The sequence below is a fragment of the Natronorubrum halalkaliphilum genome (assembly GCF_009834785.1).
In the GTDB taxonomy this organism is placed as follows: Archaea; Halobacteriota; Halobacteria; order Halobacteriales; family Natrialbaceae; genus Natronorubrum; species Natronorubrum halalkaliphilum.
The window spans coordinates 57,821-80,478 of record NZ_WUYX01000038.1; the positions used below are offsets into that span (position 1 = coordinate 57,821).

General features: G+C 65.0%; 23 protein-coding genes and 1 pseudogene. 6 read left to right on the forward strand and 18 right to left on the reverse strand.

Annotation, left to right across the window (positions count from 1 at the left end; all coding sequences use genetic code 11):
- Positions 1 to 133: 133 nt before the first annotated feature.
- Positions 134 to 1,348, reverse strand: coding sequence for a polysaccharide deacetylase family protein (locus GS429_RS12440; protein WP_160065677.1), 1,215 nt, complete (start codon positions 1,346 to 1,348; stop codon positions 134 to 136).
- A 234-nt stretch (positions 1,349 to 1,582) separates the two neighbouring features.
- Here GS429_RS12440 and GS429_RS12445 point away from each other — a divergent pair, with 234 nt between their 5' ends.
- Positions 1,583 to 2,242, forward strand: a complete 660-nt coding sequence (locus GS429_RS12445) for a rubrerythrin family protein (protein WP_160065678.1) — start codon at positions 1,583 to 1,585, stop codon at positions 2,240 to 2,242.
- Positions 2,243 to 2,245: 3 nt separating this feature from the next.
- On the opposite strand, the gene GS429_RS12450 is transcribed toward GS429_RS12445, so the two are convergent.
- From GS429_RS12450 to GS429_RS12470, 5 genes and pseudogenes are all read right to left on the reverse strand, one after another.
- A complete protein-coding gene (locus tag GS429_RS12450) occupies positions 2,246 to 2,515 on the reverse strand; it encodes a DUF7553 family protein (protein ID WP_160065679.1) in 270 nt (89 codons plus the stop codon).
- 89 nt (positions 2,516 to 2,604) lie between these two features.
- The gene (thiM, locus tag GS429_RS12455) at positions 2,605 to 3,444 is read right to left on the reverse strand and encodes a hydroxyethylthiazole kinase (protein ID WP_160065680.1); all 840 of its coding nucleotides are present in this window, start codon (positions 3,442 to 3,444) and stop codon (positions 2,605 to 2,607) included.
- On the reverse strand, positions 3,437 to 4,105 hold the full coding sequence (thiE, locus tag GS429_RS12460) for a thiamine phosphate synthase (RefSeq protein ID WP_160065681.1): 669 nt from the start codon (positions 4,103 to 4,105) through the stop codon (positions 3,437 to 3,439). The genes thiM and thiE overlap by 8 nt, the downstream gene beginning before the upstream one ends.
- 80 nt (positions 4,106 to 4,185) lie before the next feature.
- Positions 4,186 to 4,786: pseudogene (locus GS429_RS12465) on the reverse strand (N-acetyltransferase family protein).
- 370 nt (positions 4,787 to 5,156) lie between these two features.
- The gene (locus GS429_RS12470) at positions 5,157 to 6,209 is read right to left on the reverse strand and encodes a phosphatase PAP2 family protein (protein WP_160065682.1); all 1,053 of its coding nucleotides are present in this window, start codon (positions 6,207 to 6,209) and stop codon (positions 5,157 to 5,159) included.
- A 169-nt stretch (positions 6,210 to 6,378) separates the two neighbouring features.
- On the opposite strand from GS429_RS12470, the gene GS429_RS12475 reads away from it, so the two are divergent.
- Together GS429_RS12475 and GS429_RS12480 are read left to right on the forward strand one after the other, a co-directional pair.
- Positions 6,379 to 7,749, forward strand: coding sequence for a cytochrome P450 (locus GS429_RS12475; RefSeq protein ID WP_160065683.1), 1,371 nt, complete (start codon positions 6,379 to 6,381; stop codon positions 7,747 to 7,749).
- Between the two features lie 275 nt (positions 7,750 to 8,024).
- Positions 8,025 to 8,468: a hypothetical protein gene (locus tag GS429_RS12480; protein WP_160065684.1), complete on the forward strand. Its 444-nt coding sequence runs from the start codon at positions 8,025 to 8,027 to the stop codon at positions 8,466 to 8,468.
- 69 nt (positions 8,469 to 8,537) lie between these two features.
- On the opposite strand, the gene GS429_RS12485 is transcribed toward GS429_RS12480, so the two are convergent.
- Both GS429_RS12485 and GS429_RS12490 read right to left on the reverse strand, forming a co-directional pair.
- Positions 8,538 to 10,271 carry a Coenzyme F420 hydrogenase/dehydrogenase, beta subunit C-terminal domain gene (locus tag GS429_RS12485; RefSeq protein ID WP_160065685.1) on the reverse strand — a complete coding sequence of 578 codons (1,734 nt, stop codon included), beginning with the start codon at positions 10,269 to 10,271 and terminating at the stop codon, positions 8,538 to 8,540.
- On the reverse strand, positions 10,261 to 11,988 hold the full coding sequence (locus tag GS429_RS12490) for a nitrite/sulfite reductase (RefSeq protein ID WP_160065686.1): 1,728 nt from the start codon (positions 11,986 to 11,988) through the stop codon (positions 10,261 to 10,263). Before GS429_RS12490 ends, GS429_RS12485 begins: the two co-directional genes overlap by 11 nt.
- Positions 11,989 to 12,601: 613 nt before the next feature.
- Here GS429_RS12490 and GS429_RS12495 point away from each other — a divergent pair.
- A complete protein-coding gene (locus tag GS429_RS12495) occupies positions 12,602 to 13,099 on the forward strand; it encodes an Lrp/AsnC family transcriptional regulator (protein ID WP_160065687.1) in 498 nt (165 codons plus the stop codon).
- A gap of 35 nt (positions 13,100 to 13,134) precedes the next feature.
- Here GS429_RS12495 and GS429_RS12500 read toward each other — a convergent pair whose 3' ends face one another.
- The 5 genes from GS429_RS12500 to GS429_RS12520 all read right to left on the reverse strand — a co-directional run bounded on the left by GS429_RS12500 (position 13,135) and on the right by GS429_RS12520 (position 17,003).
- A complete protein-coding gene (locus GS429_RS12500; protein ID WP_160065688.1) occupies positions 13,135 to 13,764 on the reverse strand; it encodes a hypothetical protein in 630 nt (209 codons plus the stop codon).
- Positions 13,765 to 13,906: 142 nt separating this feature from the next.
- On the reverse strand, positions 13,907 to 15,283 hold the full coding sequence (ftsY, locus tag GS429_RS12505) for a signal recognition particle-docking protein FtsY (RefSeq protein WP_160065689.1): 1,377 nt from the start codon (positions 15,281 to 15,283) through the stop codon (positions 13,907 to 13,909).
- A 21-nt stretch (positions 15,284 to 15,304) separates the two neighbouring features.
- Positions 15,305 to 15,760, reverse strand: coding sequence for a prefoldin subunit alpha (pfdA, locus tag GS429_RS12510; RefSeq protein ID WP_160065690.1), 456 nt, complete (start codon positions 15,758 to 15,760; stop codon positions 15,305 to 15,307).
- Positions 15,757 to 15,933: a 50S ribosomal protein L18Ae gene (gene rpl18a / locus GS429_RS12515; protein ID WP_160065691.1), complete on the reverse strand. Its 177-nt coding sequence runs from the start codon at positions 15,931 to 15,933 to the stop codon at positions 15,757 to 15,759. The genes pfdA and rpl18a overlap by 4 nt, the downstream gene beginning before the upstream one ends.
- A 116-nt stretch (positions 15,934 to 16,049) precedes the next feature.
- Positions 16,050 to 17,003: a DUF6159 family protein gene (locus GS429_RS12520; RefSeq protein ID WP_160065692.1), complete on the reverse strand. Its 954-nt coding sequence runs from the start codon at positions 17,001 to 17,003 to the stop codon at positions 16,050 to 16,052.
- 127 nt (positions 17,004 to 17,130) lie between these two features.
- Here GS429_RS12520 and GS429_RS12525 point away from each other — a divergent pair, with 127 nt between their 5' ends.
- Positions 17,131 to 17,448, forward strand: a complete 318-nt coding sequence (locus GS429_RS12525; protein ID WP_160065693.1) for an ASCH domain-containing protein — start codon at positions 17,131 to 17,133, stop codon at positions 17,446 to 17,448.
- A gap of 168 nt (positions 17,449 to 17,616) precedes the next feature.
- Here the strand turns inward: GS429_RS12525 and GS429_RS12530 are convergent, their stop codons facing one another.
- The 5 genes from GS429_RS12530 to thpR all read right to left on the reverse strand — a co-directional run bounded on the left by GS429_RS12530 (position 17,617) and on the right by thpR (position 20,770).
- On the reverse strand, positions 17,617 to 18,282 hold the full coding sequence (locus GS429_RS12530; RefSeq protein ID WP_160065694.1) for a translation initiation factor IF-6: 666 nt from the start codon (positions 18,280 to 18,282) through the stop codon (positions 17,617 to 17,619).
- 2 nt (positions 18,283 to 18,284) lie between these two features.
- Positions 18,285 to 18,563 carry a 50S ribosomal protein L31e gene (locus tag GS429_RS12535; protein ID WP_160065695.1) on the reverse strand — a complete coding sequence of 93 codons (279 nt, stop codon included), beginning with the start codon at positions 18,561 to 18,563 and terminating at the stop codon, positions 18,285 to 18,287.
- 2 nt (positions 18,564 to 18,565) lie between these two features.
- Positions 18,566 to 18,718: a 50S ribosomal protein L39e gene (locus tag GS429_RS12540; RefSeq protein ID WP_006092547.1), complete on the reverse strand. Its 153-nt coding sequence runs from the start codon at positions 18,716 to 18,718 to the stop codon at positions 18,566 to 18,568.
- A 320-nt stretch (positions 18,719 to 19,038) separates the two neighbouring features.
- The gene (locus GS429_RS12545; RefSeq protein ID WP_328821374.1) at positions 19,039 to 20,016 is read right to left on the reverse strand and encodes a hypothetical protein; all 978 of its coding nucleotides are present in this window, start codon (positions 20,014 to 20,016) and stop codon (positions 19,039 to 19,041) included.
- Between the two features lie 196 nt (positions 20,017 to 20,212).
- The gene (thpR, locus tag GS429_RS12550) at positions 20,213 to 20,770 is read right to left on the reverse strand and encodes an RNA 2',3'-cyclic phosphodiesterase (protein WP_160065696.1); all 558 of its coding nucleotides are present in this window, start codon (positions 20,768 to 20,770) and stop codon (positions 20,213 to 20,215) included.
- Positions 20,771 to 20,900: 130 nt separating this feature from the next.
- Here thpR and GS429_RS12555 point away from each other — a divergent pair, with 130 nt between their 5' ends.
- Positions 20,901 to 22,619 (forward strand): hydroxysqualene dehydroxylase, encoded by a 1,719-nt coding sequence (locus tag GS429_RS12555; protein WP_160065697.1) that lies wholly within the window; start codon positions 20,901 to 20,903, stop codon positions 22,617 to 22,619.
- Positions 22,620 to 22,658 lie beyond the last annotated feature (39 nt).

The window sequence follows — 22,658 nt, forward strand, 5'->3', positions numbered from 1 at the left end:
ATCGGCTTAATGAGTGACGATGCGTCCGATACGAGCCGACTCGACAGCGAACCGCACTCCGAAAACTCGAGCTACCGGCTATCGGATCGATAGGCGAAAAAACGGTCCACGCAGCGGCGGTGAACGGACGCGATCAGTGGAGGTTATCCGACGCGATGTCGTCCGGCGTGACGACCTCGACGTCGACGTCGTTGATCGTCGACAGCGCCGCCTCGAGCGAGTCGAGCGAGTCGCCGACGTTTCGGTAGGACAGCGTCGTGATCAGACGCTGTTCGGCGGTCCACTCGAGGAGTTGCGCGGCTTCCTCGGGGTCGGGATTGGTCTCACGGGGGGCGAGGTGTGGGTTGCTGAGGAAACCGTGGCCCGCGTAGCCGCCCACGAACGCGACGTCGTGGTACTCCTCGACGAGTTCGAGGGCCGACTCGTCGTAGCGGTTGAGCCCGTACGAGTAGTAGGCGTCCTCGAAGCCGTTGTCGTCGAGCCACTCGGCGGCGCTGCTGAGTTCCGCCTCCTGTCGGTCCGCGTCGTGTTGGGTGAGGTTGGTGCCGGTCGCACCGCCGCTGGCGATGGTCCAGCCGTCGTCTTGGAGGGACTCGAGGTCGCTCTGTGCGAGGTATCCGTCGCTATCCACGTAGTCGGTCGTGACGAAGACCGTCCCGGGAACGTCGTGCTCGGCGAGGAGTGGAGCCGCCTGGCTGGCGACGTCGGGAGTGCTTTCGGGGAACTGGAGGAGGACTTTCCCGGTGTCGGGTCGTTCGACGAAGTGATAATCGTCACACCACAGGGAGAGCTCGCGCTCGCCGGCCCAGACGGAGATTTTGGTGTGATCGATCGAACTCAGATCCGGATCGCCGTCGGTGTCGACGACGCCCAGATCGCGGCGGACGAACGGCCCGTCGGCGCGAACCGAACACTGAAGTAGCAGTCGGTCGCCGTCGGTGTCCGTGAGCTGGACGACCGGGTTGACATCGTGGTCGCTCGTAAACGCCAGCGCGGGGAATTCGTCCGAAAGGTCGCGCGCGGTGTCGAATTCCCGCTTGATCATGATACGTTCGGATGAGCCGTCGGACTCCATCCGTGCGGATTGGGATCCAACGTACGTGCGCTCTTCGTCAGCTGTGAGCGATCCCTCCATCACCGTCCACTTCGAGAGATCCTCGAACTCGTCGAACGATCCGGGCTTCTCGTCGACCGGGTCGGACGATCCGTTCTCGTCTCCGTTCCCGTTCCCGGTTTCGTTGTCGTCATCGTCAGCGCCGTTTTCCTCCGCTGTTTCCGAATCACTCAGGGCGGAACAGCCAGCGAGCGTCGCCGCCGCGGCCGTCGCGAGGTATACTCGTCGTTTCATTCCGATCGATGAAAGTCGGTTCGGGATGATTGTTATGCTCTCGTTGTAGTCAAGATCCGGAGGGTAAGCGGTGCCTATCGGTCGGAATGGACCGACTACCGACTTCTCGAGGCGAACCGCTCCGCCCTAGACTGCACCGAATCATTCCGGACCGTTCCGATCCGCTCTAGACCGCTCGAATCCACGAGCGCCTGTCGCAACAGACCTAACTCGAGTCCGGTCGAACGAATGGGCATGACCGATTCCGAATCCGATTCGGGTTCCGAGGCGTTCGCCCGAGCCGTCCGCGAGGACAATCAAACCGCGCTCTCGCGACTCGGCTCCTCGAAGTCGCTCTACGCCGACACCGGCGGCGACATCGACACCGAGCCCGTCCTTGAAGCGACCGCCGACGCCGAATACGCGGCCTGGCAGACCTTCCTCGAGTGGGCCGACAGCGAGGCCGACGACGAGGTTCGCGAAGCGTTCGAGGCAACCGCTGCGGAGGAAAAGGACCACTACGAGACGGTCATCAACCATCTCAGTGCCGACGAGTACGAACCGTCCGAGATCCCCGCCCTGCACGAGTACCTGCGCGGCCTCGAGGCGACGATCGAACGCGTCGGCGCGTTCGTCGGTCGGATCCTCGCGAGCAAGCGCTCGAAAGAGCAGGTCGTCGGCTACTTCGTCGGCGACGCCGACCCCCAGGCAGCCGGCGTCTTCCGGGAGTTCGGCGACGACCTGGACGCTCAACTCGAGCGCGCCGAGGACCTGCTCGAGAACGTCTGTGAGGACGAGGACGAGGACGATCGCGACCGCGCTCTCGAGGCCGCGAACGGCGCAATTGAGGCCGCCTACGGCGAGTACGTCGAGAACCTCGAGGCGATGGGTGCGAACCCGAAGCCGGTCTGTTGACGGCTATACGCCGTCGACCGTCTCCCGAAACGCCCGGATGGACTCGAGGGCGTCCTCGACGCGATCGGCGACCTCACCCTCGTTCTCGTCTGCGATTTCAGTCAGGATGTGTTCGTGGCGCGCGAGTTTGCCGTGGTCCGGCCCGCGGTCGGCCTCGGCGAGGGCCGCGAACTGGTTCGACTGCGTTTCGAGGCGCTCGCGGGTTTCGTCGTCGGCCGCGGCGGCGGCGTCCTGAAGCGTCGCGGCGGCGTCTGCCAGGTTTTCTCGAGTCATGTGTTATCGTTCATCAGAGGCCAGTAAAACAGTTTCAGAAGTGACCGATCGGTGGGAGAATCGATGAATCGGGACGGCGGACGCCACCGTCAGGCGACGCGTTCGATCCGATCCGCGAGATCGAGAGCCGCGAGATCGTCCGGCGTTAGTCCGGCGACGGTATCGTGGAAGTTCGTCCGGTAGCTCGCCGGGCCGTCGTGATCCAGTTCGGCGGCGCGCTCGCCGGCGATGCCGAATGCGAGGGCTCCGTGGAGGGCGGCCGCGGTCGACTCCTCGAGTGCGCCGCGGAAGGCCGCGATGGTCGCGCCGAGCATGCAGCCGGTGCCAACGACTTCGGACAGCCGCTCGTGGCCGGCGGAAAGCCGCACGGCTTCGTCGCCGGTCGCGACGACGTCTTCGACGCCGCTCGCGACGACCGTCGCACCGGTTGAGTCCGCGAGCGACCGGGCGGCGTCTTCGATCTCTTCGTACTCGCCGATCGATTCGACGCCTTTCACTTCGGCCTCGACGCCGGCGAGGGCGCTGATCTCGCCGTAGTTGCCTTTGATAACCGAGAACTCGACGTCCTCGAGCAGCGCCTCGGCAACTGCTTCTCGGGTCGGCGTCGCGCCGACGCCGACGGGATCGAGCACGACGGGGATGTCGCGCTCGGCCGCGGTCGCAGCGGCCTCGTGCATGGCCTCGACTTTCCCCTCCGGGACCTGCCCCGTGTTGAGCAGGATCGCGGACGCGCCATTGGCCATCTCGCCGGCGTCGCCCGGCGAGTCGGCCATCACCGGGAGCGCGTCCCAGTGGAGCGTGAGGTTGGCGACGTCGTTCATCGTCACTTCGTTGGTCAGGTGCTGGACGAGCGGCGATCCGTCGGCGATCGCCTGCAGGGAGTTCGCGAGGTCGTCGCCGGTGGTATCAGTGGGTAGTGACTCACTCATCGGGTGTCGATCCGTTCGCCACCCCCTTCGCAGTTTCGACGGTTTCCGCGAGCGCAGCAGTCGCAGCCTGCGGATCGTCGGCCGCGGTGATCTCGGAGATGACGGCCACGCCGACCGCGCCGGCCTCGACGACCGGACCGGCGTTTTTAGCTGTGATGCCGCCGATTCCGACGACCGGGATCGAGACCGCCTCGGCGATGGCGGCGATTCGCTCGGGGCCGACGCCGTCCTCCTCGGCCGCGACGTCCTTCGAGGACGTGCCGTAGACGGCGCCGATACCGAGGTAGTCCGCGCCCGCGGCTTCCGCCTCGAGCGCCTCCTCGACCGTCGAGGTCGAACAGCCGACGACCGCGTCGGGTCCGAGCAGTTCGCGCGCGACGGTCACCGGGAGGTCAGACTGGCCCACGTGGACCCCGTCGGCGTCGATCGCCTGCGCGATATCGACGCGGTCGTTGACGATCAAATCAACGCCAGCCTCGGCGGTCTGTTCGCGAAGCTCAAGCCCGAGATCGTACCGAAACCGGGCCTCGGTCTCCTTCTCGCGAAGCTGGACGACGTCGACGCCGCCGTCGATCGCCGCGCGGACGACGTCGATCGTCGACCGACCCTCAGAGATCGACTGCTGGGTGACGAGGTAGGTGCCGTAGTTCGAGGGCTCCATGGACGAACTGCGGGTGCTGAACCACTAAGCGACTTCGGTCGAACGGACTGGCTAAAACGGGTGGTTGCACTCGGGAAGCCCTACCTGAGCTGGGTCTCACCGCGCCGAACCAGCGACTCCCAGTTCGGATCGTCGCGGACGTCCGGCAGCGGAGCAATCGGTTCCGGATCAGCCGGCTTCTCGGCGATCGAGTACCGCCACCAGGCAACGTCCTGCCAGTCGCCCTCGGTGTACCCCATCGCGGGGAAGTCGACGCAGCGCTCGAAGCCGAGCCGGTCGTGAAACCGTTCCGTTTCGGGGTTCGGCACCGTCGTCACGGCGTAGGCGTCGCGGACGCCCTGGCGCTCGAGGATCGCGAACAGGGACTCGTAGAGCGCGCGACCGACGCCCGCCCCGCGGGCATCGTCGGCGACGTAGACCGAGAGTTCGACGGTCCACTGGTAGGCTCGGTGCTTGCGAAGCGTCCCCGCGTAGGCGTAGCCGGCGACCCTCCCCCTCGAGTTCGCAGACGAGCCAGGGGTAGGTCTCGAGGGTCGACTCGATACGGTCGGCCATCTCGGATTCGGTCGGCGGACTCTCTTCGAACGTGACTGCCGACGATTCACAGAAGGGGGCGTAGATATCGCGGACCGCCGCTGCGTCCGCCGGGCGCGCGAGTCGGATACGAGAGTCGGATTCCATGGCAGAGGATTTCGGCGATTACTGATAAACGCGCCGAAGGACTCGAGGTTCATCGAAGGTCGAATCGTGTAGTTTGGTCTCGAGAGCCGTCAGACGTGACGTTACCGCTTTAGTCCGACCGAACCACTGCAGTGGTGCGCGCTGAACCGTAGTGAACGAACAGTGAGCTACGGTTCGAAGCCGCGCGAGGGATGAGCGAGCAAAGCGAGCGAATCGGCTGGGGAGGACGTGGCATTCATCGTCGCCAGCAGTAGCAAAACGCTCGTCTTCGCAGAGTGTGGTACAACGCAGAGAGCGACGACGAGATAACGTCCTCGAGAAACGATGAGTCGGTGAAAACGCGAGCGAATCTAGTCGGAGTCGACTTACCTCACTTCGACGTTTGCGTCCGAATCCACCGACACACCCGACCCGCAACCCGCTGACCGCCGGCATAGCCCCGTTGCCAGGTCGAAGGTCGAAGCAAGTAGCGAATCCCCAGCGCCGCCATCGTGAGCCAGAATACCAGCGCCGTCCAGACCCTGCTGGCGCGTTCGGAGTGAGTCAACACGGGAATCGTAATGAACACGGCCAGCGCGAGGCCGAGCGCGCCGCCCGCGACCGGCAGCGAGAAGAGGTGGAAGTACTCGAGGGCGGCCACCAGCGGCGCAAAGGCCGCACTTGCGAGCGCGACTCTGAACGCGACCGGCCGGACCGCTTCCGAGGGACGGTCGACCGCGAAGACGTCCTGGCCGAGCCTGATGAGTTGCCAGCCGCCGAACGTGCCGAGCGAGGCGCCGAGCAGGAGGACGGCGTCCGGCTCGAGACCGGTTGCGACGAGCGCGAACGTACTCGAGACGACCGCGAGCGCGAACGCGACCGTTCCCTGTTCGGTCCGGTAGCGAGCCAGCAGTCGCTCCGCGACGAACAGGAACGTCAGCCCGACGGCGACGCCGGCGACGATGTCGACGAGGTAGTGGAGACCCAGCGCGACTCGGGAGAGGCCGACGAGCGCGACGACGGTCGCGGCGCTGGCGAACCGTCGCCGGGGCGTACCGATCGAGAGCCGGTTGGCGAGACTGAAGTAGACGATGGTCGTCATGAGCGCGTGGCCGCTCGGGAAGCCGTAGCCGCTGGCCATCGCCGTGGCTTCGTACAGCGGCTGAAGCAAACCGGGCAGCGACTCGATCGCGACCAGTGGCTGGCCCGGACGGGGCAAGCTAAAGACGTGTTTCAGTCCGGTGATCAACGAGAGGCCGGCTATCGTCAGTCCGATGATGACGGCCGCGTCCTCGCGTTTCTGCCGGTGGAACCAGTAGAGACCACCGACGAGCAAGGCGAGAAACCAGACGTCACCCAACTGGGTGACGAGGGCGACCAGGATCGCCGCCCACTCGGGAATGACCTCCTGTATCGGTTCGAACTCGCCGATTCCTCTGGACATACAGGATCCTATGATGACGGGTCACTAATGGATATCGTCTCGAGACGACGAAACGCGCAGCTCGAGCACGAGTTCCGGCCCTCTCGGCCGATTTCCGGACTACGAACACAACCGCGGCACCGGACGTTCGACTGAAACCATTTTCCTCGTGACAGTTGTATGTCACCGCATGGCGAGTACGGACACCAGTTCGAACCGAGAGCGGGACGTAACACCGCTTCCACCGGGACCCGGCGGACTCCCTCTCCTCGGGAGCACGCTCGACGTGATGCGGCGACCGATCGCGTTCCTGGACGACCTCGCCGCCTACGGCGACGTCGTCTCCTACCGCGTGGCCGGCCAGCGGTTCGTCGCGCTCTTCGATCCGGCGGCTATAGAGTGGGTCCTCGTCGACCGCCACGATCGGTTCCGCCGGTGGTCCGGCGAGGAGTGGGGCGACACGTTCGCCGGCTACGCGTCCGAGGGATTGCTGCTCACCGAGGGCGAGCAGTGGCGGCGCCAACGGCTTCTCCTGCAGGAAGTCTTCACGCCCGTCCGGATCGAGACCTACACCGACGCGATGATCGCCGAAACCGAGCGGACGATCGGGGCGTGGGACGAGGGGGAAACAATCGACCTCGCCGCGGCGATGTCGCGACTGACCCTCCGCATCCTCGCGCGGTCGCTGTTCGATATCGATCTCGAAGAGCAGGGTGATACCGTGCGGCGGGCCGCCGAGGCGCTGAACGGCCGAGCGAACGCCCGGAACCCGTCGGCGTTTCTCCCGGGGTGGATCCCAACACCGACGAACCGCCGACTGCATCGTTCGATGGACGACCTCGAGTCGCTCGTCGACGAGCTGATCGAGAACCGGCGGGACGAGGCGGCCGACCGCGACGACATGCTCTCGCTGTTGCTGACCGCCGAGACCGACGACGGGACCACGCTCTCCGAACGGGAGGTCCGGGATCAACTGATTACGTTCCTGTTCGCCGGCCACGAGACGACCGCGCTGGCGCTCACCTACGCGCTCCACGCGCTCGGCCGGAACCCGGAGACGCGTCGCCGGCTCCGTGAGGAGGGTCACACCGTGACCGGGGGTGAGCGCCCGACGCTCGCGGCGCTGCCGGAGTTGAGCTACACCGATCAGGTCGTCTCGGAGACGCTCCGACTCTACCCGCCGGCGTACACGCTCTTCCGCGAGGCGACCGCGGACCTCGAGATCGGCGGCTATCGCGTGCCCGAAGGGACGAAGATCACGATTCCGCAGATCCGCGTCCACCGCGACGGGCGCTTCTACGACGATCCCGAGCGCTTCCGGCCGGCACGCTGGACCGACGAGTTCGAGGAGCACCTCCCCGAGTACGCCTACTTCCCCTTCGGTGGCGGGCCGCGCCACTGCATCGGGATGCGGTTCGCTCGGCTGGAACTCAAGCTCGTCCTGTCGACGACCGTCGCGGCCGCCGACGTCAATCCGATCGATCGCTCGGAGCCGACGTTCGCACCGAGCGTCACGCTCCAGCCGGCCGATCCGATCGAGGCCGTCGTCCGGAAGCGATAGCGTGCGGGCGGCGACCGGACGCCCGGGCCGAATCGGAGACCGATAGCTGGCGGTGCGAGAAGAGAACGGCGCGAAGAACATCCCGAATCGCTGGCCGTCCGAGACGGACGACCTCCCGTCATAGCTCTATCTTGTGACCAGAAGCACTTAAAGAACGACGCGTGGGCGAACGCCGACTCGGACCGTCCGAGGAACACGCCAATCCGCGCAGCCGGCCCTCGCAGGAAGCGATACTGACGCCAACCCTTTTCGGTCCGGTCGGTCTGGCGACGGATATGGACGATCACCAGCGACTGACCGAACTGGACGAGGCCGAGACGGCCACACTCGCAAGCGAGGCACGACAGTCGGAGTACTACGACCGACTCGAGTCCTATCTCGCCGACGAGTACGACGAGACGGTTCCGTCGGAGAACTCGCGGGCGTTCGAGCGGGGCGACGGCGCGCGAGCCGTCTCGTTCGAGTCGACCGCCGGTGCCGGTGCCAGACCGGCTGTCGCGGTCACGTTCCACTTCGAGGGCGACTCGAACGCGGTCGCACAGGCGACTGCCGAACGTCACGGGGCCGACGTCGACGGCGACGTCGAACTGCTCTTCCCGACCGAGATCGCGCCGAAACCCGAGGTTGCGGTACGGGACATCCTCCGCCCCGAGGTCGAGGAAGCCGAGGTCACCGTCGACGAGTCCGGAGAGATCACGAGTTACACGGTCGAGACGTGAGGGAACGGCTCACCGCTCGAGGTGACCGAAATCGGAATCGAGAAGAAAAGCCGGGTACTCCGAATCCGTTCAGTGCCCCTGATCGTGGGGGTTCAGCGCCGTGCCGTAGTTCTCGGCGTGATCCGTGTAGTCGATAAAGCGGGGCGCGTCGGGGTCGAACGGCCGCTCTAAGCTCTCGAAGGCCTTCTTCTTGTCCCAGCCCTGGAGCTTACCGACCGCCGACTTGTCCTCTAAGTCGTGGTAGTCGAGTTTCGGCTCGGTGAGATCCCACGCCTTCATCCCCTGTTCGGTCCGGATGATGACGCTCGAGTACTCGTCGGAAGAGCCGACGGAGCCGACGGTGATGTCCGAACAGAAGCCGGTGAAGTCCGCACACTCGTCACAGCCCTTGAGCGCGGCGTCGTGGAAGTTCTCGACGTCTTCCTCGACGATCATCTCGCCGTCGTGGTCGTAGACCATCATCTTGCCGTTGAGGACGTCCATCTTGCCGATCCCCTCGGGCGAGATGTCCCGCTTTTCCTCCAACTGCTCGCCCATGAGGCTGTAGTAGTTGAAGTTCTTCGTACACATCAGCGAGACGGTGTAGTCCACTGCGCGAATGCCCTCGTTCTGAGCCTGATAGTCCCAGTCGAAGTCCTGCAGCGCGCGGATACCCTCGATTTCGCAGGGCGTTCCCACGAGTGCGAGCGAGAGGTCGTCCCAGTCCTTGTCGGGAAGTTTGTGCTCCCACTGTTTCAGGTCGAGGTTACCCAGCGCGAGCGTCTGGTTGTACACCGTCCCTGCGTTTGCGATGAGTTCTTCTTCCGTCGTGGCGAGGAAGCTCTCCGCCTTCCAGGCCTCCTCCTCGCTCTCGCTCGCGATGAGCGCGCCGTCGATCTCGCCTTCCTCGAGCAGCGTCGCGAGGACGCCGGTGACGACGCCGCCGTCCTGTGCGCCGTCGGTCCAGTCGTCCTCGACCTTCGCGGAGAACTCCGTAATCGGATCGCCGGCGCCCTTGACGTTGTCGTCGCCGCCGGTGATCTTCCACTGGCGCTCGTAGCGCATCCCGCCGCGGGGACAGAAGTCCCAGCAGAGCGAACAGCCGGTGCACATCTTGACCAGTTTCGGCAGGTCGTCCTCGCCGACGCCGATCGAGTCGGACGGACAGGCCGCGACGCAGGTCCCACACTGGATACAGCGACCCTCGTCGATGACGGCCTCGTCCAGTTCCATGAACCAGGTCTTCTCGTCCGGCGTCTCGATATCGTTCATCTGCGAGCGAATCGAGTACTCCGGCGTGTCGAGGTCCGCACCCTCCGGAACGCCGACGCGAACGTCCGGCGCGCCGTTGTCCACGTCCTGACTGACGCCTTCGGCGGGTTCGGTGAACTCGAGGTCGCCGAGTTCGCCCATCTCGTCGACGTTAGCCGCTCCGGCTCCGTCCGTGGCGACGCGCTTGTCCTGAGCCTGCGCTTCCGGCGACGCGTCCGCAGTCTTCTCGCCGCAGGAGCAGGTGTTCGGCGAGCAACTGTCGCCGTCGGAGCTTCCCCCATCCGTCTGCATCGCGCCCTCTCGAGCGTGATCCGTTCCTTCGCGGGATCGCGGCGCAGCGTTGCCAGTTTCGGGGAACATGACAGCCTCGTCGTCGTCCGTCTGAGATTCGGGAACACCGGGGAATGTCCGTCCGCCCTCGCGGCTCGCGTGTCGCTCCTCGCTCGCGGTTTCACCGCTCGCATCATCGGGGCCCTCGCTCCGCTCGGTCCCCGCAGCTCCCGCTCGCTTCTTCGAGGACTCACTACGTTCGTCCTCGCCGTTAGTCCCCATGGGCGACACCTCCGGCAACCGGGGCCTCGGCCCCTTGCATGATCGTCCGAAGCTCTCCGTTGTCGACGCGGCGACACCACTCGTAGAACTGCTCGCCGTCGTGGCGGTCGTCGTTGTAGGCGTCGAACAATTGCTCTAAGGCCGGAATCACCGAATCGGCGGGCACGGCGTTCTCGATCCAGTCTAAGAACTCGTTGTCGGCGCCGAGCGAGCCGCCGAGCCCGAAGTCCATCCCCTCGACGATGTCGGACTCGCCGTCCTCATCGATCTTGACGGTCTCCCCGCGGAAGCCGATGTCCGCGATCTGGGGCTGGGCGCACGACGCGGAACAGCCGGACATGTGCATCCGAATCGCTTCGATGTCGTCGGGGACATCGATTCGCTCGTCGAGTTCGCGGGCCCAGCGTTTGGTCCGCTTTTTGGTCTCGATGATCGCGTAGTTACAGAACTCGCTGCCGGTACAGCCGACGGCGCCGCGGGAGAACGCGCCGGGGTCGGGCTGGTAGTCCGCGGCGAACGGCTCCGCGAGGAGGTCGTCGACGTTCTCCTCAGGGATGTGCGTGATGAGGAAGTTCTGGTCGGTCGCGAGGCGCACGGAGGCGTCCTCGGTGCCGTACTTCTCAGCTGCGCGAGCGGCCTCGGCGAACTCGTCGCCACCCATGCGGCCGGCGACGACGTTGAAGCCGACGTACTGCAGGCCGTCCTGTTTCTGGTCGTGGACGCCGACGTGGTCGCCCTGATAGCCGACGGTCAGGTTCTGGCCGGCCCGTGGAAGGTCGACGGTACAGCGGTCGCGGATGGCCTCCTCGAATTTCTCGGGGCCCAGTTGCTCGACGAGATAGCGCATGCGGCAGACGCCGCGGTTGTTGCGGTCGCCGATCTCCTTGAACGTCTGGGCGACGGCGCGGCAGAACTCCACGGCGTCCTCCGGCGGGACGAAGACGTCCAGTTCCGAGCCCATTCGCGGGCCGTCGGAGAGGCCGCCGCCGACGCGGGCGTGGAAGCCGTAAAGGTACTCGCCAACGTCGGACGAGTCCGACGAGCCTCCGACTTCGCCGGAGACGTCGATCTCCTTCTTCGCGGGAACCAGCCCGATATCGTTGATCTGGGACTGCGCGCAGTCGTGGGCACAGCCCGTGATGGTCATCTTGAACTTCCGCGGGAGGTTGGCGTACTCGCGGTTGTTCGTAAAGAAGTCGGAGACGGCCTCGATAACCGGTTGGGCGTTGAAACACTCGTGGTCGTCGAGTCCGGCGGCCGGGCAGCCCAGCACGTTCCGGGCCGAGTCGCCACAGCCCTGGACCGTCGTCAAGCCGACCTCGTCGTAGCGATCCCACATCTCCGGGACGTCCTCGACGCGAATCCAGTGTTTCTGGATATCCTGCCGGGTCGTGATGTCGAGGTAGGCGTCGCCCCAGAGTTCGTTCTGCTCCTCGCCGCCGTATTCCTCGGGTGCGACGGCGAGGTCGTCGGTCACTTCGCCGATGACCTCGGCCTGCTCGGGGGTGAGCTTCCCGCCGGGGACCTTCGTCCGGATCATGAAGTAGCCCTCCTGCTTCTGGGCGTACATCCCGGCCCACTTCAGGCGCTCCCACTCGCCGTCGCCTGCGCGCTCTTCGATCTCTTCGAAGGTGAGTTCGTCCGCAGCGTAGTCGTAGACGTCGTCGATCACGTCGAGCGGATGCTTGTTTTGCTTGTACTGCTCGGTCGTGTTCATACGACCCACCCCGCAGGTCGCCCGGCAGTCAGCAGACCGGTCATCAGATCTTGAAGAACCATTGTTTGGCAGGTAATACGACCCCGTCCGTATACTCCTCCGTAAATAGGCGAACCATGACGGGGCTAGCATACGCCGGCAACCGTTGCCAGCACCGGACCAAACCGGCCGGGAGAAATCCGCCACAGCAAAGCAAACGGCCGCTCCTTGAGACGCGCCCGACGGTGTTCCAAGCCAGTGCCGGTAAGTATCTCCGCCACAGCAGACGCCGCGTTCGACGGACGTGCTGCTCGAGAATCACGACCGGGTGAGGGAGCGACGCGACGTCTCGAGCGATCGATGCGAGACAGAGCGTAGTGCTCGGAAACGGCATCGCCACCGTCAGCGTCACACCGCGATCCGTCGCCGAAAATCGACGGCGAACCCACGTGCTGACCGAAGTCGGGACTCAGCCCTCGAAGTAGCGGCAGTGCTGAACGTGATTGAGAGCAGTGACGACGCGGTCGCGAGAATAAATCTCGCGAGATCCGACGCATCCGTTCGACTGCCCGCGGCGAACAGCATTATTTAGGGCGTTCGACAACACTGCACCAATCAACGACCACCGATCACCATGGCCGAAATCACACTCGACGAGACCGACTTCCGACTGTTGCGGGAGCTAGACGAGAACGGAGATATCGACGCCGACGAGATCGCCGAGGAACTCGACGTGAGCCAGTCGACGGTCTACTATCGCCTCGAGAAATACCGAGACCAGGGCATTCTGACCGGCACCGTCGCTCACCTCGACCGGCACGAACTCGGGCTCAGCATGACGGCCATCTCGGAGATCAAGACCGTCTACGGGCCCGAAGCGAAGGAGGTTGGCGAACGCCTCGCTCAGCTGTCGGGCGTCCAGCGCGTGTACTCGATGATCGGCGAGATGTCCTTCTACGTCATCTCTCACGTCCGCGATCACGACCACCTCCAGTCGCTGATCGAGGAGATCATCGAAACCGACGGCGTCGAGAACTCCGCGACGCACATCGTCCTCCGGACGTTCAAGGAGGAGCCGCGGCTGCTGGTCAACTACGACGACGAGGACCTCGAGCAGCTGTTCAACGACTGAACGTCGTTTTACAGGTGGGGAAACGATCTACTCGCTCACTCGAAGCAGGCGACGGGGTCGCCGGCGGTTCGCGGATCCGGATCGAACGACGGCTCGTCCGCGAGTCCGTGGTACCGCGCTCGGAGCACGACGGTCTCGTCGAGATAGTAGGTCACGCGAGTGTCTCGCTCGGTCGATTTCGGGAGCTGTTGGGTCTCGGTCGTCAGATCGTACAACATCGAGACCAGCACGGCGTTTGCCTCGGATTCGGAGTCCCGTGTTGATTCTTCCTCCGCCTCCGAGTCGGCTGCCGACAACTCCGACTCGACCACATCGATCCGACTCGCCTCGAGTTGGAAATCGAACGCTCGCGTTTCCGAACCGTACCGCTCGAGCAACGCGTTTTGCCGATAGGCTCGTTCGAACTCGAGGGCGTACTCGTCGCCCGTTTCGACGACTGCGTCCGGCCGGTCGGGGTACGATGCCCGCTCGAGGCCGCGGTCGCGGGTCGGCATATCGGGCTCAGGACGGTCGACATCATCGCAGTCGTAGTGCTCTCCGGAGACCGCGTTCGGTTCCGAGGGGGTGTCTGCGCCCGTGAACTGAGCGTCGAAACAGCCCGAAATCGCCATCGTAAACGGCAGCGCTGCGGTGAGGAGGGTGCGGCGGGAACGGGGGTTGGACATACGTAGGTGTCAATTAGTTATTGTAAATGTGTTACGCATCTCTCGGCACCGGAACAAATCCCGATCGCAGACTCCGGGACGGATGCGCAGACGGCACTCGAGAATCGGAACAAGGGCCCTCGAAACGGCAAGACTCGGAGCGCTACGATTCGTCTTCGAGCAACCGATCGACCATCTCCTCGGGGTCGAACGGCTCGAGGTCGTCGTAGCCCTGACCGACGCCGAGGAACAGAATCGGCTTACCGGTGACGTGGGCGACCGAAATCGCCGCGCCTCCGTTTGAGTCCGCGTCGGCTTTCGTCAGGATCGCCCCGTCGATTTCGGCGGCCTCGTTGAACTCGCGGCCGCGGTTGACCGCGTCCTGACCCGCCACCGCTTCGTCGACGAACAGCGTCATATCGGGACCGACGACCCGATCGATCTTCTCGAGTTGGTCCATCAGTCCCTCGTCGGTGTGAAGCCGACCCGCGGTGTCGCCGAGCACGATATCGACGTCGTTGGCCTCAGCGTACTCGACGGCGTCGTACAGTACCGCGGCGGGATCGCCGCCTTGCTGGTGGGTGATGAGTTTCGTATCCAGTGCGTCCGCGTGCTCCTGGATCTGCTCGTTGGCTCCGGCACGGTAGGTGTCGCCGTTGGCCATGACCGTCGAGTACCCTCGTTCCTCGAAGTAGCGGCTCAGTTTGGCGATCGAGGTCGTCTTCCCAACGCCGTTGACGCCGGTGAAAACGATCGTCAGCGGCTTGTCCTCGACGGCGATACGCTCGTCGAAGTCGAACTGACCGACGCTGATTACGTCGTAGATCGCATCGCGAAGCGCCTCCTCGACGACCTCGCCCGTCGACGTCGTAAACGTCCGCGTCTCGCCGATCAGGTCGTCGCGAATGTTGTCGAGAATCTCCTCGGCGACGCCCATCTCCACGTCGCTCGAGAGCAACGCCATCTCGAGTTCGTGGAGCGGGCCCTCGAGGTCCTCCTCCTCGATGACGAACTTCCCCTTGACGAGCGAGCGAGCCTTGGCACCGAAGCCGGTGGAGCCGCCGTTGTCGGCATCGTCGCTGTCGTCTTCGTCGTCTTCGAGAGCCTCATCGGGTTCGGCTTCGGCCTCGAGGTCGGCCGCATCCCCGACCTCAGACGCTGCAGTTTCGGATGCCGACGGCGACTCGGCCGTCGCTGGGCCGTCGGGCGCTGTCGACGCCTCTTCAGCATCCGTCTCGTCGACGGGCGAAACCGCCTTCGATCCGGCGCTTGCATCCGCCGTCTCCGCGGGCGGTGCAGCCTCGGCCTCGAGTTCGCTCTCGGATTCGGCCACGTCGTCGCTGTCAGCCGTTTTACCGGTGGTATCCGGGGCTTCCGATGCAGCGTCTTCGGCGTCGGTTTCGGGGCGGTCGTCCTCGAGGGGTTCCTCCTCGGCATCGAGTTCGAGTTCGTCTTCGTCAACCTCCTCGACGTTCTCTTCGGCGGCTTCTTCGGCGTCTTCGCGGAAGCTCCCGAGTTTCTTCTTCAGGTTATCAAACATAGTACGGATGGTGTCCCGACGTTACTGGTCGGGGCCCTGACCTTCGCCCTGGCCCATCTGTTGCATCTGCTGTTGCATCGCCTGCTGCTGGAGTTGCTGAGCCTGCTGTTCGAGTTCCGCGCTCTCGGACTCGAGTTCGGCGATCTCGCTGTTGACCTCGTCGATACGGTCGTCGAGGTTCTCCTGTTTGTTCTCGAGTGCCTCGACGGCACCGTCCTGTTCGAACTCCGCGGCGTAGTCGGCACCGAGCTCGACGATCACTTCGTCGATGTCCTCGACGGTTGCACGAAGGTACGCGCCGCCGCCGACGGGGACCTGCACGGTCGAGTCGGTATCGAGGGTCTGGAGCGCCTCGATGGCCTCGTCGGTCTCGGTCTTTTGCTGCTGGATGGCCTCGACGTTCTCTTCGAGGGCCTCGATCTGTTCTTCGATCTCCTGAAGCTCCTGGGAAAGCTGCTGCAGTTGTTGCTGACTCATTGTTCGCTAACCTCCTCGAGGTCGATCTGCGTTCGTTTCAGTCCGTGCTGGCTCCCGAGCTGGGAGAGGACGTGTTCACGGGCGACGTTTTCGTTCTCCGCATCGATCGTTGTTTCGAACGGCGCGTAGCCGTCTCGTTTCTGGAACTGACCAGTGATCGTAAATTGACTCATGGCTATCACTCCGGCAGGCAGTCGGAAGAATCTTCCCTTCCGTCGGAGTCAACTGCCAGCCGGCAGACGAGAGGAAACGGCGGCGAAACCATCGACGGATCCGCAGACGACACGCACTATATCTGTCCGGGCTGTCGTCCCGACGGGCCGCCCGACAGCGAACTCGAGCCGCGTTTGGGCCTGACGATCGCGTCGGGGTCGATCCCCTCGAACTCGGGCGGCAACTCGCCGTCGGTCGCGTACTGGTACAGCGCGGTCTTCGCGACCGCCGTCGCGGCGATGTGGACGACGGCGATCGCACCGAGGAGCAACACGGTCGGGCCGGCCGTGTAGACGAGCACCGAACCCGGGTTCTCGACTAGCACCAGCGGTGCGCCGATTCCGGCAGCGGCGACGAGCGCGCCCAGCAAGACAGTCACCAGTCCGACCCCGAGACTGACGCCGCCGGCCTCGCCCCAGGTATCGCGAAACAGGGAGACGCTCTCCCGCAGCGACTCCCGAACGCCGCCATCCCGGAAGACGATGACGGGAACGATGAAGAACGTCATCATGAACCAGGCGGCACCGGCGATCGCTCGGACGAGTTGGGCACCCCAGCCGTCCTGGCTCTCGAGCGCCTGAAAGATCAGGCCGACGACCGCCCCGACGACGCCCCAGGCGAGGATCGTTCGCCGGGACTCCCATGCGCCGTCGAGACCGGCGCGGATGCTCGTCGGTTTCCCCTGAAACAGGTTCCCGACCGAGTGGACGAGTGCGGCACTAAAGAAGGTCGCAATCGACGTCGCCGCGAACATGACGAGAAAGGAGACGACGACGCCGAGTATCGTCATCGCGGTCTCGCCCGTCCCCTCGGAGACCGACGCGACCTGCTCGAAGAGGGCTAACCCGTAGGTCGCACCGAACAGCGCTGCAACGAGGCCGGCGACGAGCACGACGAGTCCGGTAACCCAGACGAGACCGTACAGCAGCGGGAAAACGATCAACCACTTTTCGCGCCGAAGGACGCCGAACGACGCCTTCGCGATCGCGAATCCGGTTCGAAACCGGGCGAAAATCGATTGGAGGGACATGATCGATTCATGTTCATAAGGTAATATAAACCTTGAGAATACGTTCGTTCGATGACAGCCCGGCGGGCCGAGTTCCCCGCCGAATCAGGTGCCAACCGATTTGACCCGGGCCCACGTACGATTACCCATGAGCGAACTCGACCCCGCAGACCTGTTGCCCAACGACCGAATGCAAACCCAGGCACTCGAAGCCGAGGTGACCCAGATTCACCGCGGCCATCAGTACGCAGACGAGGGCGATACCTTCATGATCGAGGATACGACGTTCGAGGTGACCGGCGTGACCGAACGCACCCTCGGCGATCTCACCGACGAGGATGCCCGGGCCGAAGGGATGGACGACCTCGAGGGGTATCGAAACCTGCTCGAGCGCGCCCACGACAACTTCGAATGGGACGACGACAGCGAAGTCGTGCGTCACCGGTTCGAGCCGCAGTCGCAGTAAATCGGCGATAGGCGTCGCTCGAGCGGGCGGTTAGATTCTCGAGCGCGTCAATGAACACGTCGGAAAACGGTCTATTCGAAGTCGATTTCGAGAACGGGAGAGAGCTCGGAGAGCAGGAACCGACCTGCGAACCAGTACAGAGGTGTGCAGTAGGACGTTTCGTCGCGGCTAGTCCAGATACCCCAGCGCGTCTTCGATCCGGCCCAGTTCCGGGCCGGTCGTGTCCGTTCCGATGACGTAGCCGGCCTCGTTCGCGATCAGTCCGGAGCCGACAAGCGGTGCACCGTAGTTGACGGTACCGACGTCGGCTCGGACGTCGAGAACGTCCTCGAGCACGTCCAGTTCGTCGTCGGTCGCTTTGGGGTGACAGAGCACGCCCGAGTTCGTCGCGACCGCGGCGGTGCCGACGGTTCGGACGCCGGCGAGATCGCCGCGCTGGACAGGGACGTCGAGGGTGTCCTTGATGATCTGAATCGTCTCACGGGGGAGATCCGGGTGAACGTACGCGCCGTAGTCGTTCGCCAGCACGACGTTTCCGGCGGCGTTGATGTTCCCCGGCAGTTCTGCGATAGGGAGGTCGACCTCGTCTTCGAGGCGCCCGCGCTCGTACTCGAGGACGCGAGCGCTGACGAGTAGCCCGTTCTCGTTACCCGTTGCTAACGCACCGACCGTCGACGAACCACCGACGGTCGTCTGAACTGCCGGCACCTCGAGTTCGTCGGTCAGGTCGGCGATGACGTCGTCGTCGACGTCCGGGCGAACGAGCACGCACGAGTCGGTCGCACGGGCGAAGACGCCGACGTAGGCCGACCCGGCGAAGGCGAGACGTTGCAAATTTACTCGGCGACCTCGGCCTCGACGACGGCCTCACCCTCTTCCTCGAAGCGAGCCGCGCGGACGCGGATCTTTCGTGGCGGGTTGGCTCGGCCCTGCGACCAGATCTCCTCGTTGATCGAGGGATCCAGTCGGATGGCGTCTTCGTCGACCGCGAAGTGTTTCGCGAGGTGTTCGCGGACGATTCGCATCGCGTAGTCTGCGGCCTCGTGGTTCGGCCCCTTCTTTACGTCGCGCAGCGGAACGGTGACGACACGTTCCTCGAAATCACTTGCACTCATCGTTACTCGTCAGTGTCGTTGCGCCGCCAGTTGCGTCGCTTCGGGTTTCGCTGCACTTCCATGTCGGTCTTCATCATGACCCAGGCCGGAACGCGACTGTTCTGGTTCTCGAGTTTGGCAAGACGCTTTTTCTTGCCCTTCGTTTTCTTACCCATAGTAGCCGGACGTAGCCCGCGGTGGCTTAAAATCTTGTCCATCTTGAAGACGCGGCCGCGACGGACGCTACCTATGTGTTGGCGCGACCGCGGCGTCGCGTCCGAGGCAAACATTCGGCGGCGGGCCATCGGCGGATTTCATCCGCCTTATCGGCGGTACCCTCCGCCGACGCCGATTACAGACGAACGCGAAGAGCGAGCGGGGAGCCGCTCTCGACCTCGCTTTCGCCTCGATCCGTTTCATACGGTCTGCTGTACGTCAGTACCGGCCCAACCGCAGCCTTCGACACCGGGACCGAAAACTCCGACAGCAGTTCGCGTCAGCCCCCCTCTCGAGAGCCGGCTTCCCGTTCGAAATAACGCGTCACGGCCTCGAGCGTCGCGTCGCTGAGTTCGGTGGTGTAGGTCCACTCCTCGACGCCCTCGTAGCCGTCGTGGCGGTGAAACCGATCGTGGTCGGCGCAGCCGCGGCCGTGCCAGCGAGTGCCGCCGCCGATTTCGTCCGGGCCGGCGTAGGCGGTCGCCATTGGGGAGACCGCCATCGTCTCGTCGTCGACACGGATCGCCGTACCGAGGTCGTGGTCGCAGGTGGAGCCGCCAACCGCCTCGACGATGTCCGGTGAGAGGAAGGTGTGTACCGCCTCGTGGATCGCCATGTTCCGGCTCACCGCTCGCGAGTCCCAGACCTCGGTCGCGCCGAGGTTTGCGACCGTCTGTGCGTCGCCGGTGCTCCCGTCCGTTTCGTCGCCGACCTGCGCGTTCGGGGGGAGCGTCCCGCCGTATCCGACCCGATAATTAAACGGCGACCAGCACAGCAGCAGGTTACAGGTCCGGCCGGTGAGGGCGTTCCGTTCCCGGAGTCGATCGCCGAAGACCTCGAGGACCGTCTCGAGTTCCGGAACGACCGCTTCGGACGACAGCGGTGCCGCCGAAAGCGGGAAGCGAACTGGCTCGCCGCGTTCGACGCGCACCTCGACGGACTCGAGTCTCGAGCGCTCGCGGGCGTAGGCGAGCACCTGTTCCAGCGCACCCTCCACGGCCGCCAGCCCGTCCCGAAACGGAGGCGGCCAGTCGCGGCGCACGCCGTCGAATCCGTACCTGACCCAGGCCCGCAACGGAACCGGCCCGGGATAGACGCGGACGGAGAGCGGCGCGTCGGCGACGGCCCGCTCCCGGACGTCGAACCGCGTACTCGAGACGGCGGCGGCGCCGCCGATCGACGCCAACAGCTCTCGTCGCGAGACGAACTGTCCGCTCGCGGTCGCGGACGACAGCCGGTCGGAGAGCGATGGAGACACGAGTTATCGACGGCAGTCGAACGCCATCGTCTCTCCCGCTACACCGATCTTCGGTATCGTTCCTGCCCCTGCATGTTCCGCCCGCGTGCTTCGGGCCCGTGTGCTGGGGCATTCGTCTCGAACGGCCGCGTCCGTTCGTCCCCTCGAAACGAATCGAACGGGCGGCGACCCGAACAAAAACGGAGGCCGAAGGCGGCTACTCGAGCGAGAACGACTCGACCGTCGAGTAGAGCGGCCCCGCATCGGTGCGGACGCTCTCGGTGAGGTGAATCTCCTCGACGGTCATCTCGCCGAGCGTCGGATCGCGCTCGCGGACGACCTCCTGTACGTGCTCTTTGCCGCCTGCGTGTTCCATTCGGGCGAGCGTGACGTGGGGCGTAAACTCGTGCTCCGCTTCCTCGAATCCCATCGCCGTCGTTCGCTCCTCGACGGCCTCGTGCAATCGCGTGAGACCGTCGCCGCCCGTTTCGGTTCCGAACCAGATCACGCTGATGTACTCGAGGCTCGGAAAGACGCCCAGCCCGCCGTAGCGGACGGGAAACGGATCGACGGACGCATCCTCGACGGCGGCAGCGAGTTCGCGCTCGAGGTCGGGGACGCGATCCTCGGGTACCTCGCCGAGGAACTTCAGCGTGACGTGGGCTTGTCTTGGATCGGTGAAGTTGAGCCCGCCCGCGTCCCTGAACTCGTCTTGGAGGTCGGCGACCGGTTCCGCGAGGTCGTCGGGCAGATCGACGCTAACGAACAGTCGCATACTCGAGTTCTCGACGGGGACCTACTCAATAGTGGCGGGAGATCTGCGAGGATCGAAGCGTCGAACCGAGCGCCGCCCACTCACTCGTTAGGGACGGGGGTTATTTCCGTCGACACCCCAGGGTACAGCGATGACCGACGTTGTCGTACTCGGCGGTGGAATCGGCGGCCTCACCGCGGCCCACGAACTCGGAGAGCGCGGGGTCGACGTGACCGTCTTCGAGGCCAACGACCGCGTCGGCGGCAAGGCCCGCTCGATGCCGATCGCGGACGGACCGACGGCGCTACACGGCGAGCACGGCTTTCGATTCTTCCCGGCGTTCTACCGGCACGTGATCGACACGATGGAACGGATCCCCGACGGGAGCGGAACCGTCGCGGACAATCTCGTCGAGACCGAAGCGACGCTGATCGCGGGGATCGACGACCCGGACAAGATCGCCTCGACGGAGTCGCCCGACTCGCTGCGCGACTGGCTCGAGGCACTTCGCCCGGCGTTCGCCGAGGACCTGCCCGCCGCGGACGTCCGATTCCTGCTCGAGCGACTACTGTACCTGCTGACGGCGTGCGAGGATCGACGCGAGAACGAACTCGACAACGTCTCCTGGTGGGAGTTCATCGACGCCGAGAACCGCTCGCAGGAGTTTCGGGACCGACTCGCCTACGCCACGCAGGCGCTGGTCGCGCTTCGTCCGCAGGTCGGGAGCGCCCGGACGATCGGCACCGTCTACCTGCAGTTGTTGTTCGGCCAACTCGATCCGACCCGGCCGACCGAGCGCATCCTGAACGCGCCGACGAGCGAGGCCTGGTTCGACCCGTGGGTTCGGTACCTCGAGTCCCTCGGCGTCGACATTCGGCTGAACACCCCGGTCGAGCGACTCGAGTTCGACGGCCGCTCCGTCGCGGGCGTCGTGCTGGCCGACGGAACGACCGTAACGGCCGACGAGTACGTGTTGGCCGTTCCGGTGGATATCGCCCCCGAATTCGTCACGAGGGAGATGAGCCGGGCCGCACCGGAGCTGGGTCGAATCGAGCGACTCGACACGGCCTGGATGAACGGCATCCAGTTCTACCTGACCGAGGACGTCGATCTGACCCGCGGCCACCAGGTCTACGCCGACGCCCCCTGGGCGCTGACGTCGATCTCCCAGCGGCAGTTCTGGGCGGATTCGGAGTACGACCTCGGGCGCCGCGGCCCCGACGCGGTCGAAGGCGTCCTCTCGGTGATCGCCTCCGACTGGGACACGCCGGGGATCGTCTACGACAGGCCCGCCAGAGCGTGTACGCGCGAGGAAATCGCAACCGAGGTCTGGGCGCAGCTGAAAGCGCACCTGAACGGACCGACGACGACGCTGACGGACGACATGCTCGTCGACTGGTTCCTCGATCCGGCGATCGTCGAAATCGACGGTAACGGTGCCTCTGAGACGGCCCGAGCAGACGACGATAGCGGGGCGCGGCGGGGCGCGGTGCGCTCGAGCGAACCGCATCCACAGGTCGTCGAGAACCGATCGCCGCTGTTAATCAACACCGTCGGCTCGCTCCGGAACCGCCCGCCAGCAGACGTCTCCATTAGCAACCTCACGCTCGCGGGCGACTACGTGCGAACGAACAGCGATCTGGCGTCGATGGAGTCGGCAACCGAGGCCGGCCGTCGCGCGGCGAACGCGATCCTCGAGCGCCGCGGGATTCGCGGCTCGCGCGTCCCGGTCTGGGAGCTCGAGGAACCGGCTCTGTTCGAGCCGTTCAAACGACAGGATCGGCTCCGTTACCGGCTCGGACTCCCCCATCCGGCGGAAGCGACGCAGTCGATCCGAACGGTCGCCAGACGCCTCGGCGGGCGGAGCTAAGCGCCGCGTTCGATCGGCGGCTCGAGACCGCAGACAGTC